Source organism: Brevibacillus sp. SYP-B805, from assembly GCF_011059135.1.
GTDB lineage: Bacteria > Bacillota > Bacilli > Brevibacillales > Brevibacillaceae > Brevibacillus_F.
On sequence record NZ_JAALGD010000008.1, the window covers coordinates 48,216 to 68,272 of the forward strand.

The following is a 20,057-nucleotide window of genomic DNA, read 5'->3' on the forward strand; positions in this document are numbered from 1 at the left end:
TCACCTCTGATCCCGCTTAAACAGGCTTTTACCGGTCAGTCCCGGTCGGGTAACTTTGGGATTCGTCTCCAGGCGGACCTCCACTTTCGGGTATATCTCATGCCAGCGATCCTTTGCTTGTTTCCACTCCTTCGGATATTTGCGATAAAACGCATCGGCAAAATTAAAAATGTCGACGTTCATTTTTTTCTGAGCTTCCGCCAGGGCCGCCACCACACGATTATCAATATCGGTTTTCAGTACAGTATCCAAATATTGGATATTCTCGGGTTTCATGAGATCCAGATCCGTTGTGTTTTCGATGATATCGTCCTGTGTTTCAATCTTAACGGTGATGCTCCATTTCTTTCCAGCGATATGAGGGACCAATTCCGTATGGCTTCTTAACAGGTAGAGAGAGACATAACCTTTTGCGTCTTTTGGGGAAACGGTCACGGTGGCGTTTCTTATTTCGTTTCTCAGCCACATGACCCCTCTGGTTGTGTAATTATTCAGCCGACCAACCATTTTTCCGTTTTGAATAATCGCCGAACCGTTAATAAACGGAAACGAATCATCGGGTGTCTGTCTGATTTCCACCCAGGGGATAACAGCCGCATGGGCTTTGCCGGCCATCATTTGCGCCAACTCTTTTATCGTGATGTTTAGCCCTGTTTGCGACTTGGCCATTTCCCGCAGCACTTCCGCGACAGATCGTTCAATGGGAGGCCGAAGCTGCAGCACATCTTTCGCCAAACCTTTGCTGACGAATACGTTGCCTCGTTCTCTTGGAGCGGGGTGCCGGGTCAAATATTCCATCGGTTCGGCAATGCCTTGCCTTGCCAATCTTTCCCCAAAAATGAAAACCTCGTCTTGTCCCCAAAACACCTTGCGCGGAAGCACCTGCTGCAATTTGGATGTGGCATCCGCCAAGGTCAACCCTTTCGCAGAGCGAACGATGGATAGTCCGGCCCCCCCGCTGTCGCCGGAGGACATCCCTCCCACCTTTTGACCGCCTGACGGATTGGTAACGAATATGCTTACGGATAGTTCCAGTTGGTGATCGTCCGTTACATCCAATCCGGCCGCTGTAATGATCGCCAGATCGTTTACTTCCGTCCGGTCCCAGCAGCCGGATAGAAACAGCGTATGGATGAAAACGAAAACATGGAGAAGGACGGTTTTTCGTTTTGGCGTGATCATGAACATCCCCTTACGATGATCCTTCTTCATCCCTGTTGGGTGGACTTGGTTGTTGTCCGGGGGCCTGCCGATATTGGTTCCACTCACCGGATAAGTGCGGGCGCGTATTCAACGCCCACCGCGGGGCCCGCCAAAGCACGTCTTTCGTGTCGCGGCCTTTCAAAGGGGCCAAAGGTGTCATATAGGGGACACCAAAAGAACGAAGCGTGAGAAGATGATTCAACACCACAATAATCCCCAGGATCAAACCGAGAAATCCCAGGAAGCCGGCCAGAAACATCATGGGAAATCGAAGGAGCCTGACAGCAATGCCCACGGTGAACCGGGGAGCCATAAACGATGCGATCCCTGTAATCGACACTACCATGACCATCGGAGCGGACGCGATACCGGCTGCGATTGCCGCTTGACCGATTACAAGCGCCCCCACAATACTGACGGCTGACCCTATTTGCTTCGGAAGTCTGGCTCCCGCCTCGCGCAGCGCTTCAAACACGGTCTCCATCAGGATAGCTTCCACAAGCGCCGGAAATGGCACCAGTTCTCGGGACTTCGCCATCGTTAATAAAAGGGTGGTCGGAATCATTTCCTGATGATACGATACAACAGCGACATAGACCGAAGGCCCCAGTAATGAGACGGCAAGAAATAGGTAACGCAGCCAACGAATCGCCGTACCGACAAAGTATCGTTCGTAGTAATCTGCCGGTGATTGCAGCAAAGAAAAAAACGTTACCGGAGCGATCAGCACACTGGGGGTTCCGTCGACGAACACGACGACATGCCCCTCCAGCAAATACGCGCTTGCAACATCCGGACGTTCCGTCGTCAGGAGTTGGGGGAAAGGGGAGAATGGGTTGTCTTCAATCAATTCTTCGATATAGGCGCTTTCCAATACACCGTCGATCTCAATCCGCTGCAGCCGTTGCGTTATTTCTTCGACTAAAGCGGGGGCCGCAATTCCCTTGATGTAGGCTATCGCGACTTTGGTTCTCGAATAAGTTCCGATGCTCATTGATCTGATTTTCAGGTTCGGGTTTTTTATTTTCCGCCGCAGCAAAGAAGTGTTGGTCTGCAGCGTTTCGATGAACCCTTCGCGCGGACCTCGCAAAACCGATTCGGCCTGAGGTTCTTCGATGCTGCGTTTTTCCCACTTCGATAATCCGATCGACAATCCTTGGTTTTCCTGATCCATCAGCAGGACGGGATTCCCGCCGGATATTTCTTCGATCACATCAGCTATGGTTTCAACAAGTTTTAAGGAAGAGACGGCGATTTTCTTACGAATGTTCGAAAGGGAATCTGCCTGCGCAAAATCCTGCAGAAGCGGCGCCAGTACATGTTGGTCGAGCTCATCCATATTGGTCAGACCATCGATGTAAACAAGCACGGCTTTTGTTTGACCGCCAATCAAAAACTCATGAAATATGACGTCGGAACAATCCGCAAATATCTCTTGCAACAGCCGAAGATTTTCATTCAAATCTCCGGATAGCATTGGGTGGGTCAATGGACTCTTGCTTGGCAGTTCGACATTTGCCGACTTTCGCCGGTTGGAACGTAGCATTTTTTTCATGTTTTTCTTCCAGTCGTCCATAACGAGATCCCCTTGCCGCACTTTTAATTTATTATTGCCATCATCTGGTTTCGTAAAAACAGCCAGGGATTTTCAGGAGGAGGTGTCGGTTGAGGAATTCAAGCATGGAGGGGAAAGAGAAGGGGGAGAGACCAAGTTCCAAAAAAGAAGAGCGTCCTTCAGCGGGGCGCTCGTCAACTCGACCTGACTTTGGTTTGCTCCAGGAATTTTGCCAGGCGATCCAATGTCTCTTCATTATTTTCTCGGTGGAGTAGAGGGGGATTGGTTTTTCTGGAATTGGTGGTTGGTTGTACGCCCGCAACTTTTCCGGTATCCTTCAAGCCTCTGATGGCGTGATGGTTGCGAGAGGCGATCTGGGCGTGGAGATTCCTTATACTTGGGTGCCGATGCGGTGCCATCTGCCCTAAGTGGAAGGTAGACGGTGCTTTAGACCATGTTCCTCCGTAACAGCAAGTTTTTTCAATCAGATGTATGATCCAACTCGTTTTGTATTTTTCGGCGAAATTCCGAATCTCGAAGCAGCTTTAGCTCAAACGCATTGATTGCGGATGAAAGCTTGGTGAGTTCAGTTGGTGATAAGCGATGAAAAAACATCGCCAATTCGGTCTGGTTGCCCTGTTTATCGGTCGCGTACATCGCCTCGGTTAGAACATAAGCGGTAGAGCCTCCCTTTCTTCCTGCATGTTCCAGCCACGATTGATTGGCGGGATTTTGCATAATACCTTCCATTACAACATTCAAATGCTTTTGCACCGATGACTCAAAGAAGGTTCGGCTGTTCATCTTTTGCAGGATGGAGACGTAGTCTTTCGTGGTGGAAGCGATAAAGTAATTCGAGTTCATCTGATCAAAATCAGAGTCATACCAGGCTCTGAGGTTGGACGCTTGTTTATAGCGACCGTCTTGATCATTCCGAAGCTTCATATGTATTGCAAATGCGTGCTGACGGAATTCTTCGCGTGTCATCTTGGAAAGCTCATCTTTTGCCTTTTTGGCGGCTTCCTTTATGGGCATATCGGGATATTTCCGCATCAGTTCATAAGGAATAAGTAAGCTGGATACAAAAGGATACAAAGGTTCATGGAGAGAAAGTCCGAGTTCGCTCAAATTTCGGTTAATGTTGTCCAATCCCAACCTTTCCATGAGGTACTCCGTATTGGCGTTAGAACTAAAGACGATCATCCCTTTGACCACTTCAGATGAACAAACAACTTTGTCACTTAACATATTTTTGATGGAGTAGAGGAGAATGCACGTAGTCGATCCGAGCGCGGCATGATACAATCGAGACGCAAAGAAGGAAAATGGAAAAGGATGGGAGGATGGGAGACATGATGACGATACAATTTATGGGGACGAGCGATGCGCAGGGGGTCCCACGCTTAATGTGCGATTGTGCGGTCTGCCGACAACCCGGCAGAGAGAATGAGCGCAGTCGGCCAAGTCTATGGATTCAAACAGGTACACACCAGATGTTTCTCGATCTTTCCCCGGATTTTCGCCAGCAATACATGCGGTTGCAACTTGAGCAGATACCAGACCTTGTCCTGTTTACGCATGCCCATCACGATCACATTGGTGGACTGGGGGATTATGCTGATCTTTGCTTTTGGCACGGCAGGAGAGCCACTTTGATCAGTCCTGCTGACGTGATTGAATCCATTCTGATCAGGTTTCCGTATCTCGCCAAACGACCTTCGCTTGTCTTTCAAGGGAAACATGCATTTTCAGTGGGGGGATGGGAGATCTCCTTTCATCGGGTGAATCACGGAGCCAACGGGCATTCCTACGGGGTCCGTTTCGAAACAGAAGCATTTCGCTGGGCATACGTGTCGGATGCGATTCAGCTCACGATGGATGAATGGCAGCCGTTTACCCAACTCGATTTGTTGATTTTGGGCACCTCTTACTGGGAAGAAAAAACGCCTGTGGCCAAGCGCTCTGTTTACAGCGTCATCGAAGCGCTGGAAGTGCGTAAGATCATTCAGCCGAAGCAGCTTATCTTGACCCACTTGTCTCATGACATCGATATACGGGAAAAGTCCAGCTCATTACCGCCAGATGTCCATTTTGCCTATGACGGGATGCGATTGTCGATAGCAAGCGTATAGGGGGACTATGGGGGCATCTGGTATTTGAGCCCTTTTATCAGATTCCTTTTGAGTCCGATAATATATATTATGTTAACTAATAAAAACAAAACGTATCAATCATTCAAAACTCTAGGTACGGATCATCGCATTATCAGGAAGATATTTTCGCTAACGTCTTTGATAATGCAAGGTTCGTGATTCGTAAATTTCAGGATCCGTACCGATTCCGGCTGCGGAACAGTCTTGCACAATGAGGTTCGCTCTTTTTCAAAAAAGTGAAATTAACGACGCTGCAGGAATTACTTGGTCATGAAAGTCTGGCAGCAACTTCGATTGATACGTATTTGAACATTAACGAATAGCCATTGATTCTCTTTGCATTTTTGGTACAGCGCAACTTTTTCGCTTGAGAATACACCTGGATTTGGTGCAAGAAAAAGTTTAGAGCGACTTTGAGTCGCTCATGTTCGTTCCAAATAAAATGTCGTATCACATGCGAATATTCAGCTGCTCCCCCTACATTGGCGGTGGGGAGGAGGCAATCCATTTTTGCTTTCAGTTCATGAAAATGCGATTTTATGAACTGAAATTCAATGAAGTTACATTATTAAAATTTCACTAAAATTTTTTGTGATATTTGCTGCCATCCATGAATAACATCGATTTTTTTACTTTACATCCTCACTGTCTTCCTCTTTCTTTTTTCTTTCTCTGTCCTCCTCTCCACCGTATTGCTCAATCCCAAGCAGTTTACATGTGTGCTCCTCCACCCCCTTTTCCGTTCCGGGTTCAAGTCTTGAGCCAATACTTTTTGAATCATAATAACGGCTAGTTTGGATAAAAGGGGGATCTTGAAATTATAGCCTCCGTAAAGCAAAGGCACGCGCTGGATTATGCACAAACAAATCTTCCACAATCGCATCGGCGGCAAGCCCTGCGGAAGCAAGTGCTGCGTACAGTTTTCTTGTAAAAGTGGTGATCAAATAGTCCAACCCGGGTTCCCCATTCCAACCTTTGAAATATTGTTTTCGTGCAAAATCGCCGCCAATCAGGATCTGTTTATGCAGGTTTCTTTCAGCCAGCCGCAGTACCAGCTGGATCGCCGCATCTTCGGTATCGTATTTTTTCTTGGGGATCTGGTCATAACTGAGGAAAGCGCCGCGTTCCGCAACCTTCACATGCAAGTCCAAATCCGGGTTGCGATCCATATGGCACAGGATCACGTTTTCTGCGGATACGCCTTCCTCTGCCAGGAGCGCCAACTGCTCCTCTCCCATTGTTCCTGCTTCTGTATGAGTAATAATTGGCGCACCTGTTTGCAAATGGGCACGTGCAGCAGCCCTTGCCGCAATCTCTTCCCAGGGATGTATCCTATCCAAACTGGTTCCAAACTTGATCAAGCCTGCTTTTATACCAGTCTGATCGATGCCGTCTACTACTTCTGAGATCATCGTTTTCGCGATTTCGTCGATTTCTTTGCCTTCGGTATAAGGCCGGCAATAAATCCCTTTGTTAAAGCCAGTCACGGCGATGAGATGAACCCCTGTTTTTAGCGAAAGCTGTTTTAACGCTTGGACATCTCGACCATAATCGACCGTGGTCATTTCCGCTATAGCCTTCCCGCCGGCTTTCCGAAAGGCTTCCAGATCAGGAATCACACCTGATACATCATCGAGTACAAGATCACTATCTTTTGCCGCCAATTCGGGAGTTGCATGAGCGAACAGGTGTTCATGGCTGTAACAGATACCAAGCTCGCCTGCAGGAATCATCCCGAGTATAGTTTGGATCTTCGTCCCTTTGTTCAATGATTAATCCTCCTTTAAGAAAGCACCAACATTCAATATGCCTGTTCCCCCGCTTTGAACAGCCGTTTCTGCAAGCGAATGGATATCCCCCGTGCCGCGTGTTAATAGCACGTCTAGCAGCATGGGAATGTTGACGCCTGTAACCGCCTGGCAGTCAATGCCTTCTGCAAGGATGGATGCAATCGTATTGCAAGGACTGCCACCAATTAAATCTGTGAGAAGCAAAACCCCACTCCCTCTATTTACCGACTGGATGGCAACTTTCACTTTTGCGTACAACTCCTCTGGAGATTCTCCGGGCATAAGGCTCACGCCCATGAGTGACTCTTGCTTTCCCACGATCATTTCAGCTGTTTCAATCAGCGCTGATGGAAGCGGACCATGGGCGGTAATCACGATACCAACCATCAAACCATTCCCCTTTTCGTCATTTTGAACGAACTCATCCGCATGTTATGCCACGTGTTAGAACACATGCAATAAGGAACCGACTGCACCAAAGATAACCAGATAAAGAAGAAGCTTCATCACCGAAACATTTTTCCGGTCATGCAAATACCAGAGCGCCAACACAAGCAGGAAAGGCAAGAACTTGGGCATCAAACCGTCCAGGATGACCTGTAATTCTGTGGCTTTGTCGTTAAAGGACCACGTAACCGTGGTGGTTAGATTGACAAAAGATGCGGATAGTCCACCGATTACGGTCAATCCCAAAATGGAAAGAATGTTGGTGGTAGTAGTGATTGTTTTTTCAGAAAACGCTTCTGTATCCATCAGGTTGATCCCTTTCTGGAATCCGATCTGCGTTCCCCAGAGTACAAAGCCAAGGGTTATCATAATCCAAACCACGGCAAATCCGACGGGGCCGAGGAGATTCTGCTCCATTGCTAATCCCATTCCGAAACTTAGCAAGAGCGCATTCACTGTACTCGCAAACAACGAATCACCTAGTGCAGCAAGCGGCCCCATCAATCCGGATTTCACAGCGTTGAACACATCATCCGGAATCTCTTCCCCCTTAGCCTTTTCCACTTCCATTGCCGCAATTGCCCCGATCAGAGGCGTGCCAATCGTCGGCTCCGAGTTGAAAAACACCATGTGCCGCGATAGGGCTTCTCCCAGTTGCTTCTTGTCTTTATACAGCTTTTTGAGCACTGGCAACAGACTCCAGGCAAACGCAATATGCTGCATCCGCTCCCAATTCCATGCGGAGGTATTAAAAAATAGCCAGCGCAGCGCAACAGAGCGGATATCTTTCTTTGTGATGGTTTCTGGATTCACATAAGGTTGAGTATCAGCCTTTTGGATTTGTGTGACGGAATTAGACATGGGCCTCCCCTTCCTTTCTTCCAAGACTGAAACTGATCAGGGCTAATGCTACGCCTGCCAGCGCTACTGCAAATATCGGCAGTTTTAGCGCAGCAACTGCCAAAAAGCCTAAGATGAAATACGCCAGGATACTTGTTTCACGAACCAGCATTTTCAACAGCACGGCCATCCCTAATGCCGGCAGCAGTCCGCCAACTACCGTGAGCACATGGGTGAACCAGTCTGGAATCAGCTTGAGAACTTGTTCAGCAATTGGCGCGCCCAGGTAAAGTACCAAAAACGCGGGAACAAATCGCAGAATAAATGCCAAGATCTGCGGCGCGCCCAGCAACATAAAGGTGAATTTGCCCAATTGCGCTTCTTTCGCATAGCGATCAGCCAAATGGGCAAAGAATGCGTTGATGGTGGCAAAAGCTTGCCAGGTAAATGTCCCGATCAAACCAAGGGGAACCGCCATCGATACGGCCACCTCCGGGCTTACCTTCGTCATCATTGCCAACGCCGTTGCGATATAGCCAGCGAAGTTCATATCAGCGGCCATCGCACCGCCTGGTGTAATCGCCCCGATATAAAGCGCATTGATGGTAGCGCCAATTACCATGCCCGTTTGCACATCACCAAGGATGAATCCTACAACCGTGCCGGCGATCAATGGACGCCCGAATACATACCAAGCGATGGCCTGCCCACCCAGCCACGGTGTGGCAATCCATCCCAAATAGGCAAAAAACGCAATGAAAATTGATTCCCACAACATGAACGTTTCCTCCTGTTCTTCGTCATCGTTTGATTATGAATGTTCTGTCAAAACGAATAAACATAACAGCGCTTTCATTCACGAAAATACGATACTTGATCCGTGGGCACCATCTGATAGAACACATCCACCCCCTTATCCGCCAACTCTTTCAATGCCTGGTAATTCTCCTGATCGAGATAGACCGTGGAGGCATACTTTTCCCGTCCTTCAGCCTTTCCGACATTACCGACATTTACTTTCCATTTCATTTCTGCTGGTGCAGCAGAAATGATCGTTTTGGCAGTGATTGGAGACTTTACAAGGAGAATCACATCGTCCTGCGGAAGGCTGGCAACCTGCTGTCCCGCTTCCTCGACCGAAAGCACCAGCAAGTTCACTCCTCGGGGAGTCGCCAATTGCAGCGCTTTTCTGATCATTGTGTTTTTCGCTGCAGTGTCATCTGCAACCACGATCGTCTTTGCCTTCAATTGGCGAAGCCAAGCGGTAACCACTTGCCCGTGTACTAACCGGTCATCAATGCGAATAAACATGATAGATCCTCTCCTGTCTTTCTGATCATTGTCTTCTCAGCCGAACTTGATATTCATAGCTGTCGGGACGAGCTTTTCCTTCTTCGTAGATGATTGCTCTCCCCTGCCGGTCAAAAGATGTACGAGAGAACGTAATAACGGGTTCTCCCGCTGCGATTTGCAACAAGGAGGCCGTTTCAGAATCAGCAGGTCCCGCCCCCACTTTATGGACTGCTTCCTGAAGGTAAATACCCTTGTGCTCCTCAAGAAACTTATACAACGATTCCCCGAAAACATTGGGGTCGTCTGGTTGGAGCCAGGTCGGAAGATAATGGGTAACAAACAAGATCGGATTTCCGTTTCCGGTTCGCAGACGTCGAATCTGCAGAACACTTTCCTGCTTCCCCAGATGCAGTTGTTCTCGCACCTTTGGCGAAGGGTAAACCGTGGAAATACCCAGGATTTGCGTACCAGGCGTAATCCCTAATTGTTTCATCTCTTCGGTAAAACTTAACAGATGCGGTTGTGCGAGCTGAAGTCTGGGAGAACCAACGAATGTCCCTTTTCCCACTAATCGGATCAACAGTCCTTTTTGCTCGAGTGCTTCAAACGCTTTACGTACCGTCGCTCGACTGACCTGAAATCGTTTTTGCAGCTCCTGTTCGGTTGTGAACAGATCCCCGGGTTTGTACATGCCTTCTTCAATTTCTTTTTCCACAATTTGTGCAATCTGATGATATAAAGGAACCGGTTCATCGCGTTTCAGTTGAAAGTCAGGATTCATGGAGCATTTTCTCCTTCAAAATACGTTTATTCGAATGTCCGTACAAATAATAGTGATAAAATGAGAAGCCCTGACTTACGCAAATCTTACGTTTGGACTCTCGCTTCCCTTATCTTGTCTACAAACTGAATGGCCATTCTTGTGATGGAGACATAGTCGCCGCTTTCCGCCCCCTTGGTCAAGGAACTGCCCACTCCTACCGCAGAAGCTCCCGCTTTGAACCAGGTCGTTACATTTTCAATCGTCACCCCGCCCGTCGGCATGATTTTTACATGGGGGATCGGTCCTTTCACCGCATTGATAAATGCGGGGCCAAACACTTCGCCGGGAAAAAGTTTGACCATCTCTGCGCCCGCTTCCATTGCCTCCACGATTTCCTTTATGGTCATGGCACCCGGAAAATACGGAACACCATATCTATGACACAGCTCGGCAATATCTTTATTCAGATATGGGCTCACGATATACTGCGCACCTGATAATATCGCAATCCTTGCCGTTTCAGCGTCCATGACGGTTCCCGCTCCGAGCTTGACCATCTTATCCCCATACAGCAGTGCAAGCTGTTCGATGGTTTGATGAGCCCGTGGAACGGTGAATGTCAGCTCAATGGCTGTTATTCCTCCACTCACACAAGCATCCGTGATTCTGGCGGCTTGCTCACCATTTTCAGCACGAATGACAGCAACGATCCCTGTTTCGCATATGTGGGAAGTCACATGATGCCCCATCGTCATTTCCCCTCCCTTGAAGTATGCATCACCCAGGCTGCCGCTCCGTATGCACCTGCCATGTGGGTAAGCTCTGCCCTTTTCACTTGCATGCTTCCCAAATAATGGGGGAATAAAATTTCTTTCTCTTCAAGCCTTTCTTCAATCATTCGCAACAACAGATCGTTGTTGGCGATTCCTCCGCCGAGTATCACCGCTTCGGGATTCAGCACAGCTTTCATATTGTTCAAGGCTGTACAAATATGACCGGCAACATTCTCCAGAATATGGATCGCGGCCTGATCGCCCATCCCGGCGGCCTGTGCAACTATCTCGGGCGTGATGAGATTGAGATCACTCTCGACCAATTCTCTGATCTTCGTATGCAAGCCTTGTTTTATGAAACGAATGGCGGATGTTACGATAGCCGGACCACTTGCCACAGTTTCCAGGCAGCCCTTATTGCCACAACCGCACAACTCTCCGTTAGGCACCACCACCTGATGCCCGATTTCACCGCCTACCCCTCTGCTTCCCATGAGCAGTCGGCCATCTGCCACAATGCCGCCACCAATGCCCGTCCCGATCGTCAGACAGATGAAGTGAGAAAAATTCCTCCCCGCTCCGAACACTTTTTCACCATACGCAGCGGCTCTGGCATCATTCAACAACTCAACACTCCATCCCGTCAATTGATGCAGCTGGTCACGCAAATGTACACCACGCCATTGATCTGGAGGAAAATTGGGCATCATGACCACGATCCCTTCTTCCCGGCGAAGTACTCCAGGAACCGTTACTCCCACTCCTTTTATGGGCTGATTCAGCGTTTCCTGAATTTCCTTCACAAATGAGGCCATGCGCTTTATCACATCGCCGCTCCCTCTTTCCGGCAGGGTTGGTATTTGTTTTTCCAACAGCAAGCTGCCGTCTTTTTGGAGCGCGATTGCTTTGATGTAAGTTCCTCCCAAATCTATTCCGATGAAAACCTCCATGCCACTTCCCCCTGCTGTTATTGTGCGGTCCAGCCACCATCAATGGGAAGAGCGACCCCGGTGATAAATTTTGCATCATCCGATGCCAAGAAGAGGATCGCCTCCGCTACATCATGCGGATATCCGATATGTGGTGCCAACGGCTGCAGATAGCATAACGCCTCACGGATTACCTGATCGTTTACGGCCCGTTGCGACATCGGGGTATCCAGCAGGCCGGGGCAAACCACATTGACTCGTATGTTGTCCTTCGCGTAATACACAGCTGCGGCCCTGCTCAAGGAGATCACTGCCCCTCTGCTCGCCGCATACGCATGTGTAGTAAAGTGCGCCTGTGTGCCGACCATACCCAGAATGGAAGAAACATTGATGATCACGCCGCTTTTTTGTCCTGTCATCATCCTCAGCGCATGATGGTTGGTCAGATAGACGCTTTTCACGTTGGCTGTCATCACCACATCCCAGCCCTCTTCCGTGCATGCATCCAAAGGGCCGTCTCCCCACTTGCGCCCGCTAATCCCTGCTACATGGACAAGGATATCAAGCTTGCCATAGGAGTCTCGAATCTTGCTGAACAAACGTTCGGTTTGCTCGGCTGACGTCGCATCTCCATGCATGGGAACAACCTTGCCGGCATGCCGCAGCAATTCGTTTAACCGGGATGCGGCTTCCGCTGTTTTCCCTTCACTTCTCCCGGTGATGATCACTTCTGCGCCTTCGCTTGCGAGGCGCAGTGCCGTATCAAAGCCGATACCGCTTGTACCACCGATCACGAGCGCCACTTTCTCTTTCAGTTTCATCACCAGCACCTATCCTTTCCCTTTTGCTATCCTCTTTTCACTTTCACAGGATTCATCCCTATCCTGCAAACACAATATGGAGCATCATTATCCATGCAGGATCTCTGCGATTGAAACGGCCCTTTTCTCACGGGACGAGAGATAACAAGCTTCTACCATCGCCATGGTCTCCAGGTTGTTTTCTCCACTGATGGCCGAAGGAACACCTGTTTCGATCTGACGGAACAGTTCCCCCATGGTATAGCGAAACGCTCCCGGAAACCAGCTTCCCTCCAGCTCGGGGCTATACCATTGGTCTGCCAATCGCTTGGAGTAAAACCGAAGTGTACTTGGGCCGCCATGAGGCCAACCGATATTCATCTTCACAACGCCTTCCGTCCCTTCGATTTTGTAGAAGACGCCGAATCCCTCCGGATCCCAGGTGAAACCGTCATCCCACGCAGATGCTCTCAGACCGCTGTCATATTCAAGTATATAAGAGCCAATATAGTCTCCTTTAAATTGTCCAGCAGGGTGGGGAGCAGCGCTGGCATAAATCAGATCGGGGGTCCCAAACCAGAAACGGAACTGATCCAGATGGTGGATGCTCATAAACAAAAACATCAACCGCTCGTACTCTTGCTGATACGGCTGCCAGTGCGGTTTAAACCGCAGCTCAATCGTAGCCACGACGGGTTTGCCGACATATCCCTGCTCCAACAAAGCCTTCGTCGCAAGAATGGCAGGATCAAATCTACCGTTCTGGTTCACGACAAGCTGTACACCTGCTTCCTTGCAAAATGCCACCAACTCTCGCGCCTGCACCATGTTGATTGCAAGCGGTTTTTGGGCCAGGATATGTTTCCCATGTCTTGCAGCCTCCCGGATAATCATGGGCTGTTCATGAGGCGGTACGGCAATATCAACGACCTCGATATCGGGATCAGCCAACATCTCCTGCACATTTTCATAGACTTGCGGGATTCCGAATTCATCTGCAGTTCGCTTGGCATTGTTCACATTTCGCGAGGTTATGCCAACGACCCGGTATCCCGCCTCCCGATAAGCAGGCAAATGGCATTCCTTTACAATAAAACCCGATCCTACGATCCCGATGCCATACTCCTTTTTTTCAGGCAGGCGGGGCAGATATTCAAGCTTGAATGACTCACTCATCGTGCAAGCTCCTTCTCTTTTGTGATTATCCAATCAGGGTGTAAACCCGACTGTACGAGCCACCTCTCCTATCCCTTCAATGACGAAGATTCAGATCTTGCATGATTTTTGCGGTTGCGTGGTACGCCTCTGTTACCCATTCGATGATGCGATCGGGATAGGGCGCAAATTCAAGTTCAATGGAAACCACATCATCATAGCCAGCCTCTTTCACTGCCAGAAGATAACCGGCGATATCTGCATTTCCGCGCCCCGGGGGCCAATCGTTGTGTACCGTACCATCATTGTCAGAGAGATGAACACCCCCTATTTTCCCTCGCAAGCGCAAGATTTCCTTGGGAGCAATCCCTTGCACATGAAGGTGTCCGATGTCCACGTTAGCCAGACAGTTCGGCATATCGACATCTGCCAAAAACTGTTCCATCGTATCGATATCATTCACCAAGGAATATTTGAACGGTTCCAGCTCAACCAGGACATTCATTTCACACTTGGCTGCGTATTCGGACAGTTCTTTCGCCGCTGCCACTGCTTGTGCCCACTGTATCTTGGGATCAATCACGTTTTTTTCCCAAATGTATTCTCCCAAAACGATCAACAGGTTCTTCGCATCCAGATACACACCCATGTCAAGAAGCTTCTTGTAGCTTTCAATGGCGTAGCGTCTCACATGCTCTTCCAGGGAAATCAACTCCGGATACGCGGAAACCATTACGTAGACCGGCATCTCATAAGCATCACAAAGCTTCTTGATTCGTTTTAAATCATAGGATTTGAAAGAAAAATCGGGAAAAATGTCAATGGTGTCAAATCCGATTTCTTTCAGCTTGGTAATTCCTTCAAAGTATTCGACTTTTGATCCAAACCAGCATGAATTAATGCAGCCCAGTTTCATCTCTATCCCTCCATTTTCCCGTATAATGGGACAAATTCCTTTTCGCGCGCTGACAGATAGGCTGCCTCCACCACCTTTACCGCAGCCACACCATCCCACGCAGATGCCAGCGATGTCTCTTCTCCTCCGATCCGTTTCACAAAGCCTTCGATCATATATGCGTATTCGCTCTCTCCCCAGTACTCCCAGTAAACGCTATCGGACGTATAGACCGAAATCGTCTGGGCGAAGCCATTCAGATCCATAACACCCTTCGTCCCTGTCACCCGCAAACCAAGTCCTCCCCAGGTCGGGTACCCCGCAGGGCGTGACCAGCTGGGATCAAGGTCGGCAATGACTCCATTGGAAAACAGCAATTGTATATGCCCTACATCATCGATGTCGTACTGCGCATGCAGAAAGGAGTCGATTTCTGCGTAGACCTTGGCAATTTCCGCTCCGGTGTACCAACGCATCAGGTCAACCAGATGAACGGTATGATCCATCACTGCGCCACCGCCCGCCAAATGCGGCTTCACAAACCAATCACCCGGACATTTCCCCTGATTGGTGCCATGAAAAGCGAGAATCTCACCGATTTTATTTCCTGCAAGAGCTTTCTTCATCTCAATGGCAGGCGAGTTAAAGCGCATCGGAAATGCGGTGGCCAATACCAGATTCCGTTCATCTGCCTTGCTAGCCATCTTCTCGGCACTCTTCCCCGTGGTCGACAATGGCTTTTCACACAAAACGTGCTTGTTGGCTTCCAAGGCGGCGAGTACCATTTCCTCGTGCTTGGCGTTTTCCGAACAAACAACTACAGCCTCGCATTGGTCCAAGGCATCCTCCAAGGCAGCCATGAATGGCACGCCATACTGCTCCGCTTTTTCCTTTCCTCGTATCGGTTGATCGTCGTAAATGGCAACCAACTGGGTATCGGCACATGCACGAATCGCCGTGGCAAAAAGGTCAAAATGAACATGTGCCGCGGACAATATGGATATCCTCACAAACCCTTGCCTCCTTCCTCAACCGTCACGGGTTTCCTGGTATCGGCGGAATGTAATGCCAACAATGCCAAGCAGGTGCTTTGATATGCATCCTCCAGCGTGATCGATACGTCCGTATCCTGACGTACTGCATGCACGAAGTCAGCCAGTTCCCTGTAATAAGGGTCTTCATGCAGGAAAATGGCAGGTACCTCTACCGCATCCTTTTCTTCGGGTAACGAGTGGACATGAAGGGGTATCGTATACCGGCTGTGATATGTCAGGAGCTTTCCTTCCTGCGCCAATTCTGCTTCCATCGTAAATCCGCCGTCATATCGCCAACTGGCTTCGATCCGAGAGATGGATTTGTTCTTGTGCCTCATCGTGATTAGCGCATAGCGATACTCCTGATCAGTCTGCGCCAAAATCCGGGTTACAGGGCCCAGCGTCCAACGCAGGAAATCGATGTCATGCAGGCTGAGATCCAAAATAACCCCACCGCTTTTTTGTCGATCCAAAAACCAGTTGTGTTTTCCTTCCGGCAGCTTCGCCCGGCGTGACAGGAGGGCGCTGACTGGTTTTTCCGGATCAAGCTGTTCCCTTAACTTCTGATACTCTGGGAAATAACGCAGTACCTGTCCTACCATGATTTTGCGTTCAGTCTTTCTGGCTAGATCGAGCATTTCCTTTGCATCTGACAGGCTTGATGCAACCGGCTTTTCCAGAAAGATATGCTTGCCAGCTTCCAGCGCTTTGACAAATGCGATTTTGTGTAAAAAAGTGGGAAGGCAAATATCAACTGCATCTGCTTCAACACGCACACACTCGTCCAAATCGCGATAAACGGGTATTCCATCAATTGAAGCATTGCCCGATGTCGAAAAAATCGCCACAACCTCAACATCTTTCATTCTCCTGTATGCCGCCAAGTGAAGTCTCCCCATAGCCCCGTACCCCAACAGGATTACTCTCATAATTTACACCTCTACTCGCTTAATTCTGTAGATGGGTATCCACTGAACGGGACATGGACTGCTTCTCATCCTTGTTGGCAAACGTCAGGAAAAAGAACAGAGAAATCACAATCGAACCTACCGCGGGATAGAGCCAGAAGGTTTTCCACTGTGAAAGCGCCTCTGCCCCCTGGGCCGTAACCGTGCTGTTAAACATGCTGCCCGCAATGATGGAGCCGAAATACATCCCAATTCCTTGCGTAAACAGCAGCAACAAGCTTTGCGCCTGTCCCTTTATTTTTTCCCCTGCCTTTTTCTCCGCGTAAATAAAGCCCGTTACAAAGAAGAAGTCGTAACAGATTCCATGAAGCGCAATCCCGATATACATGAACCATGCCACCTGACCGGACGCTCCGAAAGCGAACAAGACATACCGGAGCATCCAGGCCAGCATGCCGGCGAGCAGCATGTATTTCACACCCAGCTTGCGGAAGAAAAACGGGATCAGCAGCATGAAGAAAATTTCCGACATCTGACCGATCGTCATAACGCTGCCCACGTTTTCAAATCCGGCGGCCGCAAGAAATGGCGAAGTGAAGGAATAGTACGCTGCGAGCGGAATGCAAATCAGCATCGAGCAAATGGTAAAGACTAAATAGTTTCGTTCTTTCAACATGGCCAAGGCATCCAGACAAAGAAGATCGCGCATAGACAGTGGCTTCCCTTTTGCCGGAGCAGGTGTGTGGGGCAATGTAAAGCTGTATAAGCCAAGGATCGCCGAGGCAACAGCAGCAATCTGGAAGATCACCGGGCTATCTGAATAACCGAACTGTCCAACGGCAATACCGGCAACAATCCAACCAATCGTGCCAAACACCCGAATCGCCGGGAAGTTTTTCGCCCCATCCTGTACATTGTGGAAGGCGACGTTGTTGGTAAGGGCAAGCGTCGGCATGAAACAAAGCATATAGATAAAAAGGAGCCAAAGGACTGCCGTACCGTTGGCATCTTCAATCTGGGCCGGAATCATCCAGAGCAATACAGCTCCGATCAAATGCAAAATTCCCAGCACCTTTTCTGAAGCAAAAAAACGGTCGACGATCATTCCCAGGAAAAACGGGGCAATAATGGCGGCAATTGCACCAATCGAGTAAGCGGTTCCAATAATGGACGACAAATTATACTTGCTTAGTGCCAATCCGGCTGTTGCATACCATGCGCCCCAGACAAAAAACTCAAGAAACATCATGGTTGAAAGTCGGGGTACAGCCAATTTGTTCGTTTGCATCAACCCATCACTCCTTTACACATGATTCACTTGATTAAATTAAGCGAAAAAACGGAATTTCCTGGTAAAAGACCATCACCCCCTTTCCATTCAAAGGTTTTTACAAAATCACCTCTTGCTGCAAAAGCTCTTCTTGCAGCCGTTTTACGTTTATCTCGCTGAACCGTGTCTTCTCATCCAGACAGATCGATGCAGCAACACCAGCAGCCTGCCCCATCGCCATACATTGGGCGGAGTTTCTTGCTGATGCCTGGGCTCCGTGCGTGGCGGATAGACAACGACCTGCTACAATAACATTTTTAAGTTGTTTGGGGACCAGTGACCGGTATGGGATGTGATAATACCCATCCCCTTGCACATAAGCCCAGCGCGTCTCTCTCCCCGAATGATGATCTTCAACAGGTGCACCACAGCATGCGATGGCGTCTTCAAATTTAGCTCCTCGAACAACGTCTTCTTCGGTTAAGACGTACTCGCCGATTATGCGTCGGGTTTCCCTGATGCCAATATGCTGACTCGTAGCGATGAGAAAAGATTGCTCAAAACCTGGGATCTGCTCCTTGAGGAAACGAGCATATTCTTGTGCCTGTCTGCGTCCCTCCACCTCTGCCAGCGTCAAGGCAAATGGATCAGTGGCATCCACACCCGGAACCCGTACCATATTGCATTGAACAACACCTGGGTTGGGTGTGATATGCCAGGACCCATCTTCCCGCGGGAGCCTGTAAGCGCCAGATTGATTCGCCTCCCGCATTTTTCGCGCAAGTTCTTGGTGGTTCATCGTTTTTGCCTGTTGAATGTCAACATTGGCTAAAAAGAAAATCGTGGAAAGCGATTGCATTTCTGAAGGATCCGATTTTTCAAACATCGCTCCGGCTCTTGCCGCAATATCCGCATCCCCTGTCGTATCGATGTAATGGCTTGCGCAGATTTTGGTTAAACCATTTTTGTTGGCGACGACAACACTTTGAAGTTCATGGTTCTCCGTATTTACCTGACAAGCGTAGGTGTGGTAGAGAAGCCGTACTCCCGCTTCCAACACCATTTCTTCATAGACGATTTTCAACTGTTCCACATCATAGGTAATTCCTGTACCGGCACCATACGTATTGGGCCTCTCAAAACACGCCTTTCTTTTTGCCAATCGCTGTACAATCTCCCACGGGATGCCCCCGACAATTCTTCGCGTTTGTTCTCCCGGTGTATAAAATCCGTAGAAAGTGTCGACACCTGTTGCGGTTCTAGAGCCTCCCAAACATCCCTGTGACTCAATCAGGATGACATCCAGTCCCTTTCTGGCTACGGCAATTGCTGCATTAACCCCGGCTGCACCGCCTCCCAAAACAAGTACGTCAGTCGTTAATATGTGAGTAGTCATGATTTCACCTCTGATATAAATACGATTATACGTACAAATAAGAATTGGAAAATTTCAGATTTTTTACCACCCCCAACAAGGGGGGGCAAGGGAAATCGAATTTATCTTTTCAAATGAATCTCATACGAGTATTTGTCCGCACGTGCAACCCCAGTCTCATACACAATCGGAGTACCGATTGGGTCGTAGCCGACACGGCGAAACAGAAGGAGCGGAAACCCGTCGTCCACAGACAAATACTTCGCAATCTCTTCGTCCGCGGTGGTCGCCTCAATAATGTGCTTCGCCTCGACAACCGGTCTTCCTGTCTGCAAATGAATGAGTTCGTATAATGAACCGCTAAAGTCATTGTCTTCCTGCAAACCCAACTTTAACGGCACATAGGAATCCGTGTAGACGATAGGCTCTTCGTCCCCCAGACGAATTCGACGTATATGCAGTGTCTTCTCCCACTGTTCCAGGCCCAGCGCCTCACGGACAGCTTTTGGAGATTCGACTGCCTCCACACCCAACAGCTTTGTTCCCGGTTTCATTCCCCGTCTGTGCATCTCTTCGCTAAAGCTGAGCAGATTGGGTAAATCGACGACAAGCTTGATTGGAGAGACAAATATCCCTTTTCCGGTAACCCGATGGATGAGTCCGTCGGATTCCAATCCTTCCAATGCCTTGCGAACGGTTGCGCGGCTTACCTGAAAGCGATCCTGCAGTTCCATTTCCGTCGCGAAATAATCTCCCGGTTTGTAATTCCCCTCCAGGATTTCCTTCTTCAGTATCTCAAAGATTTGATAATAAAGCGGTACCGGCTTGTTGCGTTCAAGTTTCATTATCCAAAAACCTCTTACAGACGAATTTT

General features: G+C 49.0%; 21 protein-coding genes. 2 read left to right on the forward strand and 19 right to left on the reverse strand.

The window, feature by feature from the left end:
* Both G3578_RS11375 and G3578_RS11380 read right to left on the reverse strand, forming a co-directional pair.
* Window positions 1-1,212 (reverse strand): Ger(x)C family spore germination protein, encoded by a 1,212-nt coding sequence (locus tag G3578_RS11375; RefSeq protein WP_346774002.1) that lies wholly within the window; start codon window positions 1,210-1,212, stop codon window positions 1-3.
* Window positions 1,193-2,779 (reverse strand): spore germination protein, encoded by a 1,587-nt coding sequence (locus G3578_RS11380; protein WP_481752740.1) that lies wholly within the window; start codon window positions 2,777-2,779, stop codon window positions 1,193-1,195. Before G3578_RS11380 ends, G3578_RS11375 begins: the two co-directional genes overlap by 20 nt.
* Before the next feature lie 287 nt (window positions 2,780-3,066).
* On the opposite strand from G3578_RS11380, the gene G3578_RS21170 reads away from it, so the two are divergent.
* The gene (locus G3578_RS21170; protein WP_206529639.1) at window positions 3,067-3,186 is read left to right on the forward strand and encodes a pyruvate kinase; all 120 of its coding nucleotides are present in this window, start codon (window positions 3,067-3,069) and stop codon (window positions 3,184-3,186) included.
* A gap of 52 nt (window positions 3,187-3,238) precedes the next feature.
* Here the strand turns inward: G3578_RS21170 and G3578_RS11390 are convergent, their stop codons facing one another.
* Complete coding sequence (locus G3578_RS11390; protein WP_165212731.1) at window positions 3,239-3,961, reverse strand: serine hydrolase; 723 nt, start codon at window positions 3,959-3,961, stop codon at window positions 3,239-3,241.
* A 149-nt stretch (window positions 3,962-4,110) separates the two neighbouring features.
* On the opposite strand from G3578_RS11390, the gene G3578_RS11395 reads away from it, so the two are divergent.
* The gene (locus G3578_RS11395; protein ID WP_165212733.1) at window positions 4,111-4,890 is read left to right on the forward strand and encodes an MBL fold metallo-hydrolase; all 780 of its coding nucleotides are present in this window, start codon (window positions 4,111-4,113) and stop codon (window positions 4,888-4,890) included.
* 839 nt (window positions 4,891-5,729) lie between these two features.
* Here G3578_RS11395 and G3578_RS11400 read toward each other — a convergent pair.
* The 16 genes from G3578_RS11400 to G3578_RS11475 all read right to left on the reverse strand — a co-directional run bounded on the left by G3578_RS11400 (window position 5,730) and on the right by G3578_RS11475 (window position 20,028).
* The gene (locus G3578_RS11400) at window positions 5,730-6,680 is read right to left on the reverse strand and encodes a phosphotriesterase family protein (RefSeq protein WP_165212735.1); all 951 of its coding nucleotides are present in this window, start codon (window positions 6,678-6,680) and stop codon (window positions 5,730-5,732) included.
* 3 nt (window positions 6,681-6,683) lie between these two features.
* Window positions 6,684-7,088, reverse strand: a complete 405-nt coding sequence (locus G3578_RS11405) for a PTS sugar transporter subunit IIA (RefSeq protein ID WP_165212737.1) — start codon at window positions 7,086-7,088, stop codon at window positions 6,684-6,686.
* Between the two features lie 57 nt (window positions 7,089-7,145).
* Window positions 7,146-8,009 (reverse strand): PTS system mannose/fructose/sorbose family transporter subunit IID, encoded by an 864-nt coding sequence (locus G3578_RS11410; RefSeq protein ID WP_165212739.1) that lies wholly within the window; start codon window positions 8,007-8,009, stop codon window positions 7,146-7,148.
* On the reverse strand, window positions 8,002-8,766 hold the full coding sequence (locus tag G3578_RS11415; protein WP_165212740.1) for a PTS mannose/fructose/sorbose/N-acetylgalactosamine transporter subunit IIC: 765 nt from the start codon (window positions 8,764-8,766) through the stop codon (window positions 8,002-8,004). Before G3578_RS11415 ends, G3578_RS11410 begins: the two co-directional genes overlap by 8 nt.
* A gap of 74 nt (window positions 8,767-8,840) precedes the next feature.
* The gene (locus G3578_RS11420; protein WP_165212741.1) at window positions 8,841-9,299 is read right to left on the reverse strand and encodes a PTS sugar transporter subunit IIB; all 459 of its coding nucleotides are present in this window, start codon (window positions 9,297-9,299) and stop codon (window positions 8,841-8,843) included.
* 25 nt (window positions 9,300-9,324) lie between these two features.
* Complete coding sequence (locus G3578_RS11425) at window positions 9,325-10,062, reverse strand: GntR family transcriptional regulator (protein WP_165212742.1); 738 nt, start codon at window positions 10,060-10,062, stop codon at window positions 9,325-9,327.
* Window positions 10,063-10,148: 86 nt separating this feature from the next.
* Window positions 10,149-10,793 (reverse strand): bifunctional 2-keto-4-hydroxyglutarate aldolase/2-keto-3-deoxy-6-phosphogluconate aldolase, encoded by a 645-nt coding sequence (locus tag G3578_RS11430; RefSeq protein WP_165212743.1) that lies wholly within the window; start codon window positions 10,791-10,793, stop codon window positions 10,149-10,151.
* Window positions 10,794-10,795: 2 nt separating this feature from the next.
* Window positions 10,796-11,767, reverse strand: a complete 972-nt coding sequence (locus tag G3578_RS11435; protein WP_165212744.1) for an ROK family protein — start codon at window positions 11,765-11,767, stop codon at window positions 10,796-10,798.
* A 17-nt stretch (window positions 11,768-11,784) separates the two neighbouring features.
* Window positions 11,785-12,567, reverse strand: a complete 783-nt coding sequence (locus tag G3578_RS11440) for an SDR family NAD(P)-dependent oxidoreductase (RefSeq protein ID WP_241254593.1) — start codon at window positions 12,565-12,567, stop codon at window positions 11,785-11,787.
* A gap of 87 nt (window positions 12,568-12,654) precedes the next feature.
* A complete protein-coding gene (locus G3578_RS11445; protein ID WP_206529640.1) occupies window positions 12,655-13,755 on the reverse strand; it encodes a Gfo/Idh/MocA family protein in 1,101 nt (366 codons plus the stop codon).
* 43 nt (window positions 13,756-13,798) lie between these two features.
* Window positions 13,799-14,617: a sugar phosphate isomerase/epimerase family protein gene (locus G3578_RS11450; protein ID WP_165212746.1), complete on the reverse strand. Its 819-nt coding sequence runs from the start codon at window positions 14,615-14,617 to the stop codon at window positions 13,799-13,801.
* Between the two features lie 2 nt (window positions 14,618-14,619).
* Entirely contained in the window at window positions 14,620-15,606 is a 987-nt protein-coding gene (locus tag G3578_RS11455) for a Gfo/Idh/MocA family protein (RefSeq protein WP_165212747.1), read from the reverse strand.
* Window positions 15,603-16,559 (reverse strand): Gfo/Idh/MocA family protein, encoded by a 957-nt coding sequence (locus G3578_RS11460; protein ID WP_165212748.1) that lies wholly within the window; start codon window positions 16,557-16,559, stop codon window positions 15,603-15,605. The genes G3578_RS11455 and G3578_RS11460 overlap by 4 nt, the downstream gene beginning before the upstream one ends.
* A 19-nt stretch (window positions 16,560-16,578) precedes the next feature.
* Window positions 16,579-17,826 carry an MFS transporter gene (locus tag G3578_RS11465; RefSeq protein ID WP_165212749.1) on the reverse strand — a complete coding sequence of 416 codons (1,248 nt, stop codon included), beginning with the start codon at window positions 17,824-17,826 and terminating at the stop codon, window positions 16,579-16,581.
* Window positions 17,827-17,926: 100 nt separating this feature from the next.
* Complete coding sequence (locus G3578_RS11470; RefSeq protein ID WP_165212751.1) at window positions 17,927-19,204, reverse strand: FAD-dependent oxidoreductase; 1,278 nt, start codon at window positions 19,202-19,204, stop codon at window positions 17,927-17,929.
* A 101-nt stretch (window positions 19,205-19,305) separates the two neighbouring features.
* A complete protein-coding gene (locus G3578_RS11475; protein WP_165212753.1) occupies window positions 19,306-20,028 on the reverse strand; it encodes a GntR family transcriptional regulator in 723 nt (240 codons plus the stop codon).
* Between the last annotated feature and the right edge of the window lie 29 nt (window positions 20,029-20,057).